Origin of the sequence: Klebsiella sp. BIGb0399 (assembly GCF_003752615.1) — a bacterium.
Lineage (GTDB): Bacteria > Pseudomonadota > Gammaproteobacteria > Enterobacterales > Enterobacteriaceae > Klebsiella > Klebsiella lignicola.
In genome coordinates this window covers 117469-131716 of record NZ_RKHT01000010.1, presented here as the reverse complement: position 1 = coordinate 131716, position 14248 = coordinate 117469, and the positions used below count along the sequence as shown (strand labels likewise).

Below are 14248 nucleotides of genomic sequence, written 5' to 3'. Positions count from 1 at the left end.
TATCGGGCAGGTGCCTCAGTGCACCTGCTCAAAACGTTTTATCAATGCGATAAAGGGAGTGCGGTGATGCCTGGATGGCGGATGCTCTTGCTTTTTATTTTCCTTCCATCGACATGGACTCTGGCTAATACCGGCAACAACGCCAAAACGCCAGGGAAAATGCATTTGCAGGGAACAATAATCGAAGCCGCTTGTTATGTTGATCATGATGACCAGGATCTCACGGTGGAATTCAATAGTATTTCAGCAAGAGATATCAGCGGTTCCCCTAGAAATATTTCAGCACATGATTTTAGCATTCATTTACTGGGATGTTCATTAGGCGACTCACAACACCCTGGCAGTATATTTCATAGTGCCAGCATTACTTTTTATAGTGTCTCAGATCGCCAGCGCAAAGATCATTTAAGTGTGAAAACTGATGCTGGAGATTTATCAATCACGATATTTGATAAATATGGCAACCCCATTCAACTTGGCGTTCCCTCGCCGGATTATGCGCTAAATCCAGGGAAAAATACGCTCAGATTTACCGCGCATTTGATTTCCGAGGACGGACATATCAGCTCCGGTGAATTTAACGCCAACATGCATTTTGTTGTGAATTATCTCTAAGCAGTTCTGGTAATAAAGGTCCTGAAGGTGAGTAAAAAAGATGACTAATCTGAATACATCCAAAACGCTTCTGGCACTTTTTATTACCCTCGCCTGCTCTTCTCCAGCCACCGCTGACGATGCCGTGGAATTCAATACTGCCGTACTGGATGCCAGCGACCGACAAAACGTTGATTTACAGCGTTTTTCAGAAGGTAACTATGTGGCTCCAGGAGAGTATTTGCTGGATGTGCACATCAACGGCCAGGAGATCGCTCAGCAGCAGATCCACTACATTACCGATGCCGACCACCCGCATAAAACAGTGGCCTGCCTCAGCGCAGAACAACTCGACCTGTTAGCGCTAAAGGAAGAGGCGCTGACCTACGTCCGGGCGCGTTCTGAACGCTGCCTCGACATCTCGCACTTACCCGGCATTGTGCTGAACAATAGCGCCGGGGTCCTGGACATCACCATCCCCCAGGCATGGATGAAATACAGCGACCCAAACTGGACGCCGCCTGAACGTTGGGACAACGGTATCGCCGGGCTCATTTTTGACTACAACCTGTCCGGCCAGGCAACACGCTATCAGCAGGATGGCGGTAGCTACCAGTCCCTGTCCGGCTATGGTCAGACGGGATTTAACATCGGTGCCTGGCGTTTTCGTAGCCAGTATCAGGCTAATTACACCTCCGATACGCAAGGCACACGCTTCGACTGGGATCAGTTTTACGCCTATCGCCCACTGCCCATGCTGGCGGCAAAGCTCACGCTTGGTGAAATCTACCTGAATTCACAGCTCTTTGATTCTATTCGCTTTACTGGCGCGAATCTCGCCAGCGACGAGCGTATGCTGCCGCCGAATCTGCAGGGCTATGCTCCACAGGTGCACGGCATTGCCAGAAGTAATGCCAAAGTGACGGTGAGCCAACAGCAACGCGTGATCTATCAAACCACCGTCCCGGCAGGCCCCTTCAATATCGAAGACTTACGCAGTTCGGTGCGCGGTACCCTGGATGTCCGGGTGGAAGAGCAGGATGGGACAGTGCAGACCTTTCAGGTCAATACCGCGGATATCCCCTATCTGACGCGCCCGGGCTATGTACGTTACAACACCTCGGTCGGGAAACCTTCGCGCTACAATCACGACCTCCAGGGGCCTACGTTTTACAGTGGTGACTTTTCATGGGGGGTCAGCAACGCGTGGTCCCTGTATGGCGGCGCGCTGCTGACCGGTAATCGCTACAACGCCTGGTCTGTGGGGATCGGGCGTGACCTGAGCCTGCTTGGCGCACTCTCGGCGGATGTCACCCAGTCGATAAGCCGGGTAAAAGATCAAAACCAACAAAAAGGCTTGTCCTTCAAGCTCAGCTACGCCAAGACCTTTGACGAGTACAACAGCGCCATTACCTTTGCCGGATATCGTTTTTCCCAGCGAAATTTCCGCTCTTTCTCGCAGTTCCTCGATGAGCAGTATGAAAACAACGACAGCTCCGGGCGTGAAAAAGAGATGTATACCCTCACCGGGAATAAAACCTTTTTTGCTGACGATCCGCGCCTTGCCACCACGCTGTATCTGACCTATGCCCACCAGAACTACTGGGATCGGCGCTCGCAGGACCGCTATGGCCTGTCCGTCGGGCATACCTTCTCGTTCGCCGGAGTGGAAGGGGTCAGCGCTAACCTTGCGGCGTATCGTTCTGAATATCAGGGAAAGCGCGATGACAGTCTTTCTCTGTCCCTGTCCATCCCGTGGCGAGACGGGCGCTCGACTGAATATCAACTGCAAAACAGCGGCAACCGGACCAGCCAGATGGTTTCCTATTCGGATAACCGCGATCGCAATAACCCATGGCGCATACGTGCAGGCCTGTCAGATGAGGGGCGAACGGCCTTTGATGGTTACTACCAGCACCGCAGCATGATGGCGGAACTGGAGTCCAACGTCAGCTGGCAGCAGGATCGCTACCTTTCCGTCGGGGGCACCGTGCGCGGTGGTTTTACCGCCACGCGGCATGGTGCCGCGCTGCACAACAGCCAGGCCTCGATGAACACCGCCCGCGTGATGGTCGATACCGATGGCGTCGCCAACGTCCCGCTCAACGGCGAACAGGCTCACTCAAACCGCTATGGGATTGCGGTCGTGCCAGACATCGTCAGCTACAACAGCTTTGATACCCGGATTGACGTCGATGCCATGGATGAAGATATCGCCGCCACCAAAGCGATTGTCACCAGCACGCTAACGGAAGGAGCCATCGGCTACCAACGCTTTGCCGTGGCGCAAGGGGAAAAGATGATGGCCATGCTGCGTCTTGCCGACGGTTCGGCCCCTCCTTTTGGTGCAGAAGTGTTTAATGCCAACGGCGTCAGCGTCGCCATGGTCATGGACAACGGTGAAAGCTGGATCGCTGGCGTTAAGCCGGATGAAACGCTCTCCGTTGTATGGGGAGGCCGGACGCAGTGTCACCTGCAGGTTCCCCGACAAATCAACCCCCAGGGCAATGTCTTACTGCCTTGCCAATTCTCTCAACCAGCAAAATGAATAGCGTGATGAAAAAACAATCTTATTTATCTGTCCGGCGTTGGCTGATGTCCGTTACATGCGGCCTGCTACTGGCCGCCGCCGTCGATTCCGCCTGGGCAGGCGTTGCCCTTGACCGCACCCGACTCATCATCAACGAGAACGATCGCTCGGTGAGCGCGAATTTATCGAATACCAGCCCCACGACCCCATTCCTGGCGCAATCCTGGGTAGAGGATGCCAGCGGCGCCAAAGTGACATCGCCGTTGATGGTGCTCCCGCCTTTGCAGCGCATTAATGGCGGCCAGAAAGGGATTGCCCGCGTCACCAAAACCAGCGGGATTACCGCGTTACCGCAGGACCGTGAAAGCCTGTTCTACCTTAACGTGCGTGAAATTCCCCCCAAGCCGGATAAGCCCAATGTGCTGCAGCTGGCGATGCAGTCCCGCATCAAACTGTTCTATCGCCCTTCCGCCATTGTGCCGCCGGAGCCCGGTGCGGTGTGGCAAAACCAGGTGGTGTTTCACAAAAAAGGGCGCCAGTGGTCAGTGGAAAACCCGACCCCCTACTTTGTGACCGTGATTGGGCTAAGCCGCAAACCGGAAGCAGAAGGCAGCGGCAGGCTGACGGATTTCCCGGGAATGATGGTGGCCCCCAAATCCTCGATGGACTTCAAGGTCACCGACGCCAGCATCAGCCAGTTCACCATGATGTACGTGAATGATTTTGGCGGTCATCCAGAACTCAAATACCGCTGCACAGGCGATACCTGCCGGGCATTGCCGGCCGCCCAGCAGCCCAGGTAACACGCGTGATCGGGGGTTCAACAATGAAAAAGCATCTATGCGCGCTGCTGCTGGCCGGCTACGCCTGCGCGGTTCAGGCCGATAACGGCCGCCGGGATATGAGCCATGTCTCTGGTGAATATGGCAACGTTCACTTCCACGGGCGTGTTTATGTTTCTCCGTGCGTGCTGGACATGGCGTCGCGTGACCAAAGCATCGACCTCGGGGAGATTTCCGCCAGGGCTTTTCATCAGGCAGGCGATCGCAGCCACCCGGTGCTGGTGACCTTAAACCTCAACGATTGTCTGAAAGGGTCGGGCCACAAGCTCCAGGACGTCGCCGGGCAAACCTCTGCCGCCCCGTTGTTCGCACACAGTACAACGGGACAAGGGGTGTCATTAACGTTGATGGCGGAGAGCGCACGGGAAAATAGCGATCTCGCGCGTATTCATGGTGATGTCGAGGGAGCGGGCATCCGTGTGATGAATGAAGGCCAACAGCTGATCCACCTCAGCCAGCCACAACGCATGTGGATCGTTAAGCCTGGCAACAATGCGATTCACTTTCTCGCCGCGCTGGAATCGACCGGGACGGAAGTGAGCGCGGGTGAGTTTCACGGATTGCTCAGACTGCAGCTGGAGTATTTATGACCGTATTTTTCAACGCGCTGCTCGGCTCGGCGTTATTGCTCAGCCCTCTGGCCGCGTCAGCATTCACCCAAGGGGAAGGTGAACCGCAGGGGGGAATGCCGCATCAGTATGATATCGAACTGAAATCGTTAGATATGAGCAAGAACCATATCGGTGGCCGGACTAACCCTTTCACCTGGAATCTGAACGGCCAGTATACGGTCAATTTCCACTGCCCCCTGGAGAATATTCGCCGGGGAGCGATCCATTACTCCACGCTTTCAACCATGCCGCTCTCATCAGAGGGGCCCAATCGCTATCGCCTGAATGAATACCTCGATGTTGAAGTGTCGGTGTGGATTGCCGGAAATTACCGCGACTACGTCCGGGCGCCGTTCACCAATGTCTCCAATCGCCTGACCAACAACTCGTGCTCGACGCGCACGGGTGTCGCGAAGGTCAGAAACGTGGAAAGCGGCTCCAAAGGAAAAGTGGTCTTTATCGTCACCAAACCGATTATTAACGGCATCAACATCGCCTCTCAGTCGCTGCTCGACGTGGCGGGACGAATGGGCACGGTCGGTCCCACGCCGACCACCTCTATTTCTCGCGTGGTGATTAAATCCGGGATTATTACCGTACCGGACAAATGCACCTTTAACCGTGGTGACAAAATCACGATTGAATTCGGTAACTTACCCGGCTCTGGCGATAAGCTCAACGGCACCAACTTTAGCAAATCCATCCCCATCCATGTTGAATGCGAGGGCGGGAGCTTTGACCAGGGCGCGCTGAATATCAATCTGGCGGTCCAGACCAGTACCGCCTCCGGAACCGCCAGTTTCAACAACCAGTTTCTCGGCACGCTGAGCAACGGACAAAAGCGCGACGATCTCGGCATCATCCTCAAAGAGGAAAGCGGCCGCACCGTGGTACCCAATCAGTTCTATAACATCAAAGGGTTCTATCAAAACCAGGGGGACTGGAATATCACCGCCGCGCCGGTTGCCAGTCCCGGGGTCGGCAGTGTGAAAGAGGGGGAATTTGAAGCCTCTGCCACCGTCGTGGCACAGTTTCAGTGAGGTACCTGATGACATACCGGCTATTCATGACGTTGCTCCTTCTGCTGCCCGTCAGTTCCGTCAAAGCGGATACCAAACTCGTTGGCGGCGATATGCATTTTCACGGCACCGTCATGGCGTTGGCCTGCAGCCTTGCGCCCAACGCGGACAAAATTGAAGTTGATTTCGGCCATATTGCCGTGAAAGACCTCTACCTGACCGGGCGTAGCCAGCCGCACGCATTCACCCTCTCATTACGGGATTGTAATCCCAACGTTTTTGCCACCCTGTCCGTCACCTTTAACGGCACAGAAAATGCGAACCTGCCCAACCACCTGGCGTTAAATTCCGCAGGGCCAGGTAGCGCATCGGGCATCGCCATTGGGCTGAGTGAGCAGAATGGCGATGCCATTCAATTGGGCCAAAGCACTTCCCGTCAGACCATTACCGAAGGCCCCATGGATTTAACCTTCCTGAGCTGGGTAGAGGCGGAGCCAGAGGCCCTGAAAAACCAGACCATCGAGTATGGTCCTTTCAGCGCCAGTGGAACCTGGACCCTGAATTATCAATAGCATGAGTCTTCTTTTTTCTCCGACACGCTCCCCGGCACGCCGCTTCCTGCTGGGCCTGAGCCTGGCATTCTGGGGAGCGGCGCTCCCTCTTTACTGGCCCAATAACGGAGGGAGTGGCCTGTCGCTACCGCTGAATATCATCGCCTGGCTCTATGCCGCGCTGGTGATGGGCGGCGCCTCCTGCGTGCTACGCCGACACCCCTGGCGCATCACCACGCCATTGCGCTTTATGCTCGCGGGCACGCTCCTGCTGACGATGCTGTGTTTGCTGACGGCAGCGATCTGGCGTGCAGAGGCCACACTTGTCGCCGGCGCGCTCATCGGCGGAGCCCTCTTTTACCTGGTGCTGCTGCAGATACCGCTCACGGGAAAAACGCTGACCGCCCTGCTCTCAATGCTATGGGGAGCCAGCCTGATCCAGTGCCTGGTGTTTCTCATCCAGTACCTGCATCTGCCCCTCGCGCAGCTCTGGGAATTTCCGTTATGGCGAGAGACTCGTCCGTATGGCGTTTTCCAGCAGGTCAATCTGATGGCCAGCTTCACGGCCAGCGGCACGCTGATCTCCGCCGTACTGGCCTTGCGAACCGGCCCCCGATACCGTATCGCCATCGGTATTGGCATGGTGCTGATGGGATTTGTGGTGCATGGGTGCCAGTCGCAAACCGGATACCTGGCCCTGTTTATCGGCTGGCCCCTGCTGCTGCTGGTGGTTCCTGCACGCCAGCCGTTGTTCCGGTTATTGCTGCTGCTGTTACTGGGGGTCGCCGCTGGCGAAGCCATGCACCGCCTGCTGTCCGTCGCAACAATTGACCATCTGACCTCCGCCTCGACACGCTGGGAGATCCTGCGCTTTTCATGGGCGCTGATTGCCCGCCATCCCTGGTCAGGCTCCGGGGTTGGCAGCTTTCCGTCTCTGTTCCTGACGCAGTTTGGCCACACCGGGCTGAGCCGGATTTCGCACCCGCATAACGAGTTGATACTGTGGTGGGTGGAAGGTGGCATTGTCGGGCTACTCGGGGTTGCCTGTTTTATCGCCGGCGGCCTCTGGCTCTGGCTGACGGGCAATATCTGGCGTCGCGCCTGTTTACTGGCCGGGACGCCGGTCTTGATTCATATGCTAACGGAATACCCTGTCTGGCAATCAACGCCGCACTGGCTGCTACTGATCATCCTGATACGCTGTGCCGATCGCCCGGTTCAGGGAAAACGGCTTACCGGGACCGCAACGGCGACGATCCGCATCACAACCCTAATCCTGACGCTGCTGCTCATCCCGCTTCTGCTAACCACGCTGCACACCCAACAGCGCCTGACCGCCCTTGAAAGACGTGGCGAACAGTATCGACTTCAGGCACCGGTCCCCCCTGACGCCTGGCTGCTTGCCACTCGCTACCGGTTCGATATCAACATGGGCTATCTGCAGCGCTACCAGCAGACGAAAGACGAGCGCTGGCTCCTCGCGTTTCGCCGCTGGGCAACCGACTACGTCCGCATTCACCCCGATCCGAATGTCTCTTTCACACGCATTCTGATTGCCCTGCATCAGCAAGATGTCGCCACGGCCCGCCAGCTGGCGGCCCGCTTTTATCTTGAATACCCGCTTGACCGTCGGATCGCCTGGCTACAGGACCAACGACGCCCTTTCAATCAACGGAATGATTAACATGAGCAGACAGAGAGCCAATACCCTGACCCCGCCAGCAACGGAGCGTCATCATGAACTGGAGCAAATTTGCGGCATCCGGCTGGAATTAATCCACTTCTTCGCCGATGCTGAACCCAACGTCCAGGAAGTCTTAAGCCAGGTCAAGACGCGCGATTCACTGGATGCGTTCTTTCGTCATCTTTCTGCTCAGGCGAAGCAGCAGCTCTTTTTGTGGCAAGTCCGCCAGGTTACCCCTCTCTCAGGGCGATTCTCGATCAATCTCTCTCTCAACATGATCATTCAGCCGACCTTTGTGCAGTCCCTGGTAACCCAGGCAGACCCGGCGCGGATTATCATTGAAATCCAGGATCCAGGGACCCTGCTGCACCTCGGCCACAGCGAACAACACAATGTGCTGACCTCCCTGCGCATACTCCGTCGGGCAGGGTTTAACGTCTGGCTGGATGATCTATATCCGCAGCAACTGCCCGCCTGGCAATCATCAGGAATGGGCTTTGATGCCGTAAAAATCTCGAACACGCTGTTCCACCAGTTCAGAACCGCAGAGCACCAGCTGACGCGACTGATCGCCCGCTATCGCCAGATAGGCCGCCGTGTGGTGATTGAAGGGGTTGAGACCCGGCAAGATTATGCCCTCAGCCTCGAGAGCGGTGCCGATGCGGTACAAGGATTTTTACTTCGCGGCACCATGCCGACGTCCCATCAACACGCGTGATGCATCGCGTATGCGAACCACAACCAACATATTGCAAACGGGGCTGTAAGACGGGAGGCCGTCACGATAAAAAACCCGCCGAATGGCGGGTTCGCGGTGCTGTCGACGACCAGCAATCAGTTGCCGCCGGCCTTCTTAATCGCCGCTTCCAGCGAGTCTTTATCTGCAAGCCCTGGGAAGACGGTAATAGTCGCTTCGGTCGCGCCGGTGGTCGGCATGACGATCACCCCCGGCGTGCCGCTCAGACCAATCTCCTGGGCCAGCGTGTTGGTGCTCTGCAGCACCGCGTCAACATCCGCCGCTTTTTTAGCGTCGAAATTCACTTTCTTCGCCTGCTGCTGAACATCTGCCGCCGTCAGCTTGCCTTCGTTATGCCCGGTAGCATAAATCCCGTTATGGTAGGTCAGGTAAGCTTCTGCCCCTTTCTGCTGATAAATTTGCAGGCCGGTCTTCGCGGCGGTCAGCGAGGTTTCCCAACGGCTGCCGAAAATAGGCCACTCTTTAAACGCAAAACGGGTCTGCGGATGCGCTTTGATCACCTGCTCCATCACCGGCGCCAGACGGCTGCAGTAGATGCACTGGTAATCAAAGAACTCGATAACGGTGACCTTACCATCCGCCGGGCCATAGGTCGGGGTATTTTTATCCTGGGTCAGCGCAGCCTGGTTTTTCATTACCGCCTGGGTTGCCGCGCTCGCCTGCTGCTCTTGCTGAATTTGCTGCAGCTTCTGGCTGGCCTGTAACAGCACCTCCGGGTGCGCGACTAAATAATCCGCGGCAATTTTGCCAATGCGCGCTTCTTGCTCCGGCGTAAATGTTGCGGCGGGAGCCTCTGCGGCCGTTGCCAGAACCGGAAGTAACGTGACGCCAAGCAATGCGCCAGTCAGTATTTTTTTCATGCCAGCCATGAGGGTAATCCTTGCGATGAGTAAAACGGCAGGTGAGCCTAACGGGACAAGGTAACACTCTTTACCAGGGAATCATCGTGACACGATGCATTGATTAGTAACTTTGTCTTTCAATATGACACGATGGCGCAACAGGGGTACGCTTTCCCGTTGAGATCTTTTTTAATGATATGAGTCAGGCATGAATGAGTTAGTTAATCAGTGGGATATCGTCGTCATTTTGCTGCAAATCATCGCAATCGATCTGCTGCTTGGCGGCGACAACGCGGTGGTGATTGCCATGGCGTGTCGTAAGCTGCCGCCGGAACTGCGGACCAAAGCCATTATTATTGGCACCGCCGGCGCCATCGTAGCGCGGGTTTTGCTGCTGGCCATCGCCCTCTACCTGCTCTCACTGCCGTGGCTGAAAATTGTTGGCGCCCTGTTGCTGCTGTGGATCGGCATCAAGCTGGTTGCCAATCAGGAAGAGAATGAAGAGGTCAGCAGCTCAGGCAGCCTGTGGCGGACCGCCGTCACCATAACCGTCGCCGATGTAATCATGTCGCTGGATAACGTGCTGGCCGTCGCCGCCGCCGGTAAAGGCCACCTGCTGCTGGTAGCGCTGGGTGTGCTGATCAGCATCCCGATTATCGTTGCCGGTAGCAAACTGGTGCTGGCTATCCTCAACCGCTTCCCGGTGGTTATCCTGCTGGGCGGCGCGCTGATCGGCTGGATTGCCGGGTCGATGTGGGTGACCGACCCGACCATCGTGCGCCTGTTCCCGCACGCGCCCGACTCACTCTCGCTGATTGCCGGCGCCCTTGGCGCCGCGCTGGTGCTGCTGGAAGGACTGCGCCGCAACTACCGGACCCGCCCGGCCAAATAACCACCCTGCCCGCGACACACGCCGTCAACCCCGACGGCGTCAAGTTTCCCGCACATTCCTGCTCCGCGCGCCCTCATTTGCCCTAAGCTTAGAGGTGAAAGCTGTGACCACTGCATCAATCCAAATGAGATAACGCCATGGAATTAAAGGACTATTATACTATTCTAGGGGTTAAGCCAACGGACGATCTAAAAACCATCAAGACCGCCTACCGCCGTCTGGCACGCAAATATCACCCCGATGTCAGCAAAGAAACCGATGCCGAAGCGCAATTCAAAGACCTCGCCGAAGCCTGGGAAGTGCTCAAAGATGAACAGCGTCGCGCCGAGTATGACCAGCTCTGGCAGCACCGCAACGATCCGCAGTTTGGTCGTCAGCAGCAGACCCACGAGCAGAGCTACAGCCAGCAGGACTTTGACGATATCTTCTCATCGATGTTTGGCCAGCAGGCGCACCACGCCCGCCGCCAGCATGCCGCGCGCGGCCACGATCTGGAGATTGAAGTCGCGGTCTTCCTCGAAGAGACCCTCGCCGAGCAGACCCGCACCATCAGCTACTCCCTGCCGGTCTATAACGTCTTCGGGATGGTCGAGAGCGAAACCCCGAAAACGCTGAATGTGAAAATCCCCGCCGGGGTCAGCGACGGCCAGCGTATCCGCCTGAAAGGCCAGGGGACGCCGGGGGAAAACGGCGGGCCGAACGGCGATCTGTGGCTGGTTATCCATATTGCTCCGCATCCGCTGTTCGATATTGTCGGTCATAACCTGGAAATCGTCCTGCCGCTGGCGCCGTGGGAAGCCGCGCTGGGTGCGAAGGTCACCATCCCGACGCTCAAAGAGAGCATCCTCCTGACTATCCCGCCGGGCAGCCAGGCGGGGCAACGCCTGCGCATCAAAGGTAAAGGGCTGGCAAGCAAAACGACGACCGGCGATTTATATGCAGTGATAAAAATCGTCATGCCGCCGAAACCGAACGACAAAACCAGCGCACTCTGGCAACAGCTGGCCGATGCAGAGGCTGGCTTCGCGCCGCGTAAAGCATGGGAGAAAGCATAATGACTAAGATGACGGTGACGTTCACCATAAGCGAAGTTTGTCTGCATACCGGCGTGTCTGAGGATGACCTGAGGGAGATCGTCGGCCTGGGCGTGATTGAGCCACGCCAGCCGCAGGCTGAAGCCTGGCTGTTCGATGACAGCGCGGTGGTGATTGTCCATCGCGCGCTGCGCCTGCGTCGGGAGCTGGAGCTGGACTGGCCGGGCATCGCGGTAGCCTTAACGCTACTGGATGAAAACGCCCGCCTGACCCGCGAGAACCGGCTGCTGCAGCAACAGCTGGCCCGCTTTCTGACTCACGGTTAACCCCGTGCAACCGCAACGTCGGGCCAGACGGCCCGACGGTTCTTTAACGATTCCTTTAACGATACCCTTAACGATGAACCCACTCCGGCAACCAGTCGCCGTGGCTGGCAATCAGATCGTCCACCAGAGCATAGATCTCCTCGATCCCCAGCGCCGCCGCAGTGTGCGGATCCATCATCGTCGCATAATAGATATAGTCGCGATTTTCGTTGAGGATCGCCTCGGTCAGCAACGTCTGAACGTTGACGTTGGTCTGCATTAAGGCGGCCAGATGGGCCGGCAGTTTCCCGACTTTGGTGGGCTGAATGCCGTTGGCATCCACCAGGCAGGCCACCTCCACGCAGCAGCCCTGCGGCAGGTTATCGATCAACCCGTCGTTGCGAACGTTGCCGTAAACCACGCTCGGCTCGCCGGTCCAGATCGCGTTCATGATGGTGCTGGCATATTCACGAGACGGCTTAATCTCGATCCGCTCGCTGGATTTATACAGCTCCAGCTCTTTATGCCAGTTCGCCACCTGCTCTACGCAGCGTTTCGGGTACTCATCCAGCGGCACCTGGTAACGGGTAATCAGGTCTTCCCGCCCCGGTTTGATAAACCACGGCGTATATTCAGCGAAGTGCTCAGAGGACTCGGTGACGAAGTAGCCGAGCTTTTTAAACATCTCATAGCGCACGATATTCTGGCAGCGCGAATTCTCGCGATGTTTCGGCGCCCGCCCGTCGGCGTAGGCCTGGAGCATCTCCGGGTACAGGTCAGTGTAGCTGCCGTCCGCCAGCTTTCTCTCCAGCGACAGATAGAACGCCATATGGTTGATCCCCGCGCAGCGATAGCGTAAATCCGCCGGATCGAGGTCAAGGTCGTGCGCCAGCTCTTCCGCCGTTCCCTGTACCGAATGGCACAGCCCCACCTGCTTGATATGCGGGTAACGCGCATACATCGCCCAGGTGTTCATCGCCATCGGATTGACGTAGTTCAGCATGGTGGCCTGCGGGCACACGGCGGTCATGTCGTCGCAAATCTGCCACAGGTGCGGAATGGTGCGTAACGCCCGCATGATCCCCCCAGGCCCGAGGGTATCGGCGATCGTTTGCTCCAGGCCGTGCAGCTTACAGACTTCAAAATCGGTCACGGTACAGGGCTGATAGCCGCCAATCTGGAAGGCCACCACCACAAAATCCGCATCCTGCAGCGCGACCCGCTGGTCACGATGGCAGCTGATTTCACCATCGGCGCCGACGGAATCCATCAGCTTGCGCACCACAATATGCGACTCTTCCAGCCGCGTCGTATCGATATCCATTAACGCGATATGGGCCGATTTCAGCGCCGGGCGCTGAAAAACGTCACCGAGGATATTTTTAACAAAAACCGTTGAACCCGCGCCGATAAAGGTAATTTTTGGGGCAGACATAGAGCGTTCTCCATCATGTCATTGTGTCCATGTAGAGTGACATGCCCGCCGCTCGGCTCGCTGCCCCCTTCCCCACGGAGCATTCCCGAAAACTCAGATCGCCGGTGGGCGCACACAAAATCTGAGTTTATGAGAATAAATTGGCGGAAAAGGAGAGAAAACGGGCCGTTTTCTCCGCTAAGATAGACGCATGTCGGTGCAAAAAAACAGCAACTGTGACGATTCAGGAACCTATTTCTGCATGGAAAAACATCACGATCCGTACATGAGCAGCAGCGACGAGAAAGACACCCGCAGCCCGCTGGCGCTCTACTCCGAATACCAGCGGATGGATATCGAACTGCGCCCGCCGCACGCCATGACCACCAGCCACTGGCACGGCCAGGTTGAGGTCAACGTCCCCTTTGACGGCGATGTCGAATACCTCATCAACAACGAAGCGGTGCAAATTAAACAGGGCTATATCAGCCTGTTCTGGGCCTGTACGCCGCATCAGCTGACGCGCCCCGGCAATTGCCAGCAAATGGCGATCTTCAACCTGCCGATGCACCTGTTTTTGTCGTGGCCGCTCGACCGTGAGCTGATCAATAACGTCACTCACGGGATGGTCATCAAATCGCTCTCTGCCCAGCAGCTCAGCGCCTTTGAGGTGCAGCGCTGGCAGCAGGAGCTGAACAGCGACAACGAACAGATCCGCCAGCTGGCCATCGATGAAATCGCCCTGATGCTTAAGCGCTTTAGCCTTTCCGGCTGGCAGCCGATTCTGGTGAACAAAACCTCACGCACCCACAAGCACAGCGTCTCGCGCCATGCCCAGTTTTACGTCAGCCAGATGCTTGAGTTTATCGCCAGCCACTACGATCAGGCGCTGACCGTCGCCGACGTCGCCGAACACGTCAAACTCAACGCGAACTATGCGATGGGGATTTTTCAGCGGGTGATGCAGCAGACCATGAAGCAGTACATCACCGCGATGCGGATTAACCACGTCCGCGCCCTGCTCAGCGATACCGACAAAACGATTCTCGACATTGCGCTGATCGCCGGGTTTCGCTCCAGCAGCCGCTTCTACAGCACCTTTACCCGCTACGTCGGCATGCCGCCGCAGCAGTACCGCAAACTCAGCCAGCAGCGGCGACAGGGCCTGTAAAC

The 14248-nt window shown here is 56.8% G+C and carries 14 protein-coding genes; 12 read left to right on the top strand and 2 right to left on the bottom strand.

The annotated features are described in order from the left end of the window. The first annotated feature begins 18 nt into the window (after positions 1–18). Genes EDF82_RS23075 through EDF82_RS23040 form a run of 8 tightly spaced genes read left to right on the top strand, consistent with a single transcriptional unit; the run spans position 19 to position 8549 of the window. A complete protein-coding gene (locus EDF82_RS23075) occupies positions 19–615 on the top strand; it encodes a fimbrial protein (protein ID WP_227540165.1) in 597 nt (198 codons plus the stop codon). 40 nt (positions 616–655) lie between these two features. Continuing rightward, complete coding sequence (locus tag EDF82_RS23070) at positions 656–3142, top strand: fimbria/pilus outer membrane usher protein (protein WP_123757813.1); 2487 nt, start codon at positions 656–658, stop codon at positions 3140–3142. After that, entirely contained in the window at positions 3139–3927 is a 789-nt protein-coding gene (locus EDF82_RS23065; RefSeq protein ID WP_123757812.1) for a molecular chaperone, read from the top strand. The genes EDF82_RS23070 and EDF82_RS23065 overlap by 4 nt, the downstream gene beginning before the upstream one ends. Before the next feature lie 23 nt (positions 3928–3950). Then, the gene (locus EDF82_RS23060; RefSeq protein WP_123757811.1) at positions 3951–4556 is read left to right on the top strand and encodes a fimbrial protein; all 606 of its coding nucleotides are present in this window, start codon (positions 3951–3953) and stop codon (positions 4554–4556) included. Further along, positions 4553–5617: a fimbrial protein gene (locus tag EDF82_RS23055; RefSeq protein ID WP_123757810.1), complete on the top strand. Its 1065-nt coding sequence runs from the start codon at positions 4553–4555 to the stop codon at positions 5615–5617. The genes EDF82_RS23060 and EDF82_RS23055 overlap by 4 nt, the downstream gene beginning before the upstream one ends. Positions 5618–5643: 26 nt before the next feature. Continuing rightward, a complete protein-coding gene (locus tag EDF82_RS23050) occupies positions 5644–6168 on the top strand; it encodes a fimbrial protein (protein WP_227540164.1) in 525 nt (174 codons plus the stop codon). A 1-nt stretch (position 6169) separates the two neighbouring features. Beyond that, positions 6170–7831, top strand: a complete 1662-nt coding sequence (locus EDF82_RS23045) for an O-antigen ligase (protein WP_123757808.1) — start codon at positions 6170–6172, stop codon at positions 7829–7831. A gap of 1 nt (position 7832) precedes the next feature. After that, a complete protein-coding gene (locus tag EDF82_RS23040; protein ID WP_123757807.1) occupies positions 7833–8549 on the top strand; it encodes an EAL domain-containing protein in 717 nt (238 codons plus the stop codon). A gap of 116 nt (positions 8550–8665) precedes the next feature. On the opposite strand, the gene EDF82_RS23035 is transcribed toward EDF82_RS23040, so the two are convergent. Continuing rightward, positions 8666–9457, bottom strand: a complete 792-nt coding sequence (locus EDF82_RS23035) for a DsbA family protein (RefSeq protein ID WP_123757806.1) — start codon at positions 9455–9457, stop codon at positions 8666–8668. A gap of 181 nt (positions 9458–9638) precedes the next feature. On the opposite strand from EDF82_RS23035, the gene EDF82_RS23030 reads away from it, so the two are divergent. From EDF82_RS23030 to cbpM, 3 genes are all read left to right on the top strand, one after another. Beyond that, positions 9639–10322 (top strand): TerC family protein, encoded by a 684-nt coding sequence (locus tag EDF82_RS23030; protein WP_123757805.1) that lies wholly within the window; start codon positions 9639–9641, stop codon positions 10320–10322. Positions 10323–10459: 137 nt separating this feature from the next. Further along, the gene (gene cbpA / locus EDF82_RS23025; RefSeq protein WP_123757804.1) at positions 10460–11377 is read left to right on the top strand and encodes a curved DNA-binding protein; all 918 of its coding nucleotides are present in this window, start codon (positions 10460–10462) and stop codon (positions 11375–11377) included. Continuing rightward, entirely contained in the window at positions 11377–11682 is a 306-nt protein-coding gene (gene cbpM / locus EDF82_RS23020; protein WP_123757803.1) for a chaperone modulator CbpM, read from the top strand. The genes cbpA and cbpM overlap by 1 nt, the downstream gene beginning before the upstream one ends. A 67-nt stretch (positions 11683–11749) precedes the next feature. Here cbpM and EDF82_RS23015 read toward each other — a convergent pair whose 3' ends face one another. Continuing rightward, positions 11750–13096: an alpha-glucosidase/alpha-galactosidase gene (locus EDF82_RS23015; protein WP_123757802.1), complete on the bottom strand. Its 1347-nt coding sequence runs from the start codon at positions 13094–13096 to the stop codon at positions 11750–11752. 241 nt (positions 13097–13337) lie between these two features. Here EDF82_RS23015 and melR point away from each other — a divergent pair, with 241 nt between their 5' ends. Next, the gene (gene melR, locus EDF82_RS23010) at positions 13338–14246 is read left to right on the top strand and encodes a transcriptional regulator MelR (RefSeq protein WP_123757977.1); all 909 of its coding nucleotides are present in this window, start codon (positions 13338–13340) and stop codon (positions 14244–14246) included. The last annotated feature ends 2 nt before the right edge of the window (positions 14247–14248 follow it).

Excerpts from the sequence above, each read along its gene's own strand:
- EDF82_RS23065 (WP_123757812.1), top strand. The coding sequence starts at position 3,139 with ATGAATAGCGTGATGAAAAAACAATCTTATTTATCTGTCCGGCGTTGG.
- melR (WP_123757977.1), top strand. The coding sequence starts at position 13,338 with ATGGAAAAACATCACGATCCGTACATGAGCAGCAGCGACGAGAAAGAC.
- EDF82_RS23050 (WP_227540164.1), top strand. The coding sequence starts at position 5,644 with ATGACGTTGCTCCTTCTGCTGCCCGTCAGTTCCGTCAAAGCGGATACC.
- EDF82_RS23035 (WP_123757806.1), bottom strand. The coding sequence starts at position 9,457 with ATGGCTGGCATGAAAAAAATACTGACTGGCGCATTGCTTGGCGTCACG.
- EDF82_RS23030 (WP_123757805.1), top strand. The coding sequence starts at position 9,639 with ATGAATGAGTTAGTTAATCAGTGGGATATCGTCGTCATTTTGCTGCAA.
- EDF82_RS23055 (WP_123757810.1), top strand. The coding sequence starts at position 4,553 with ATGACCGTATTTTTCAACGCGCTGCTCGGCTCGGCGTTATTGCTCAGC.
- EDF82_RS23060 (WP_123757811.1), top strand. The coding sequence starts at position 3,951 with ATGAAAAAGCATCTATGCGCGCTGCTGCTGGCCGGCTACGCCTGCGCG.
- EDF82_RS23015 (WP_123757802.1), bottom strand. The coding sequence starts at position 13,096 with ATGTCTGCCCCAAAAATTACCTTTATCGGCGCGGGTTCAACGGTTTTT.
- cbpM (WP_123757803.1), top strand. The coding sequence starts at position 11,377 with ATGACTAAGATGACGGTGACGTTCACCATAAGCGAAGTTTGTCTGCAT.
- cbpA (WP_123757804.1), top strand. The coding sequence starts at position 10,460 with ATGGAATTAAAGGACTATTATACTATTCTAGGGGTTAAGCCAACGGAC.
- EDF82_RS23045 (WP_123757808.1), top strand. The coding sequence starts at position 6,170 with ATGAGTCTTCTTTTTTCTCCGACACGCTCCCCGGCACGCCGCTTCCTG.
- EDF82_RS23040 (WP_123757807.1), top strand. The coding sequence starts at position 7,833 with ATGAGCAGACAGAGAGCCAATACCCTGACCCCGCCAGCAACGGAGCGT.
- EDF82_RS23070 (WP_123757813.1), top strand. The coding sequence starts at position 656 with ATGACTAATCTGAATACATCCAAAACGCTTCTGGCACTTTTTATTACC.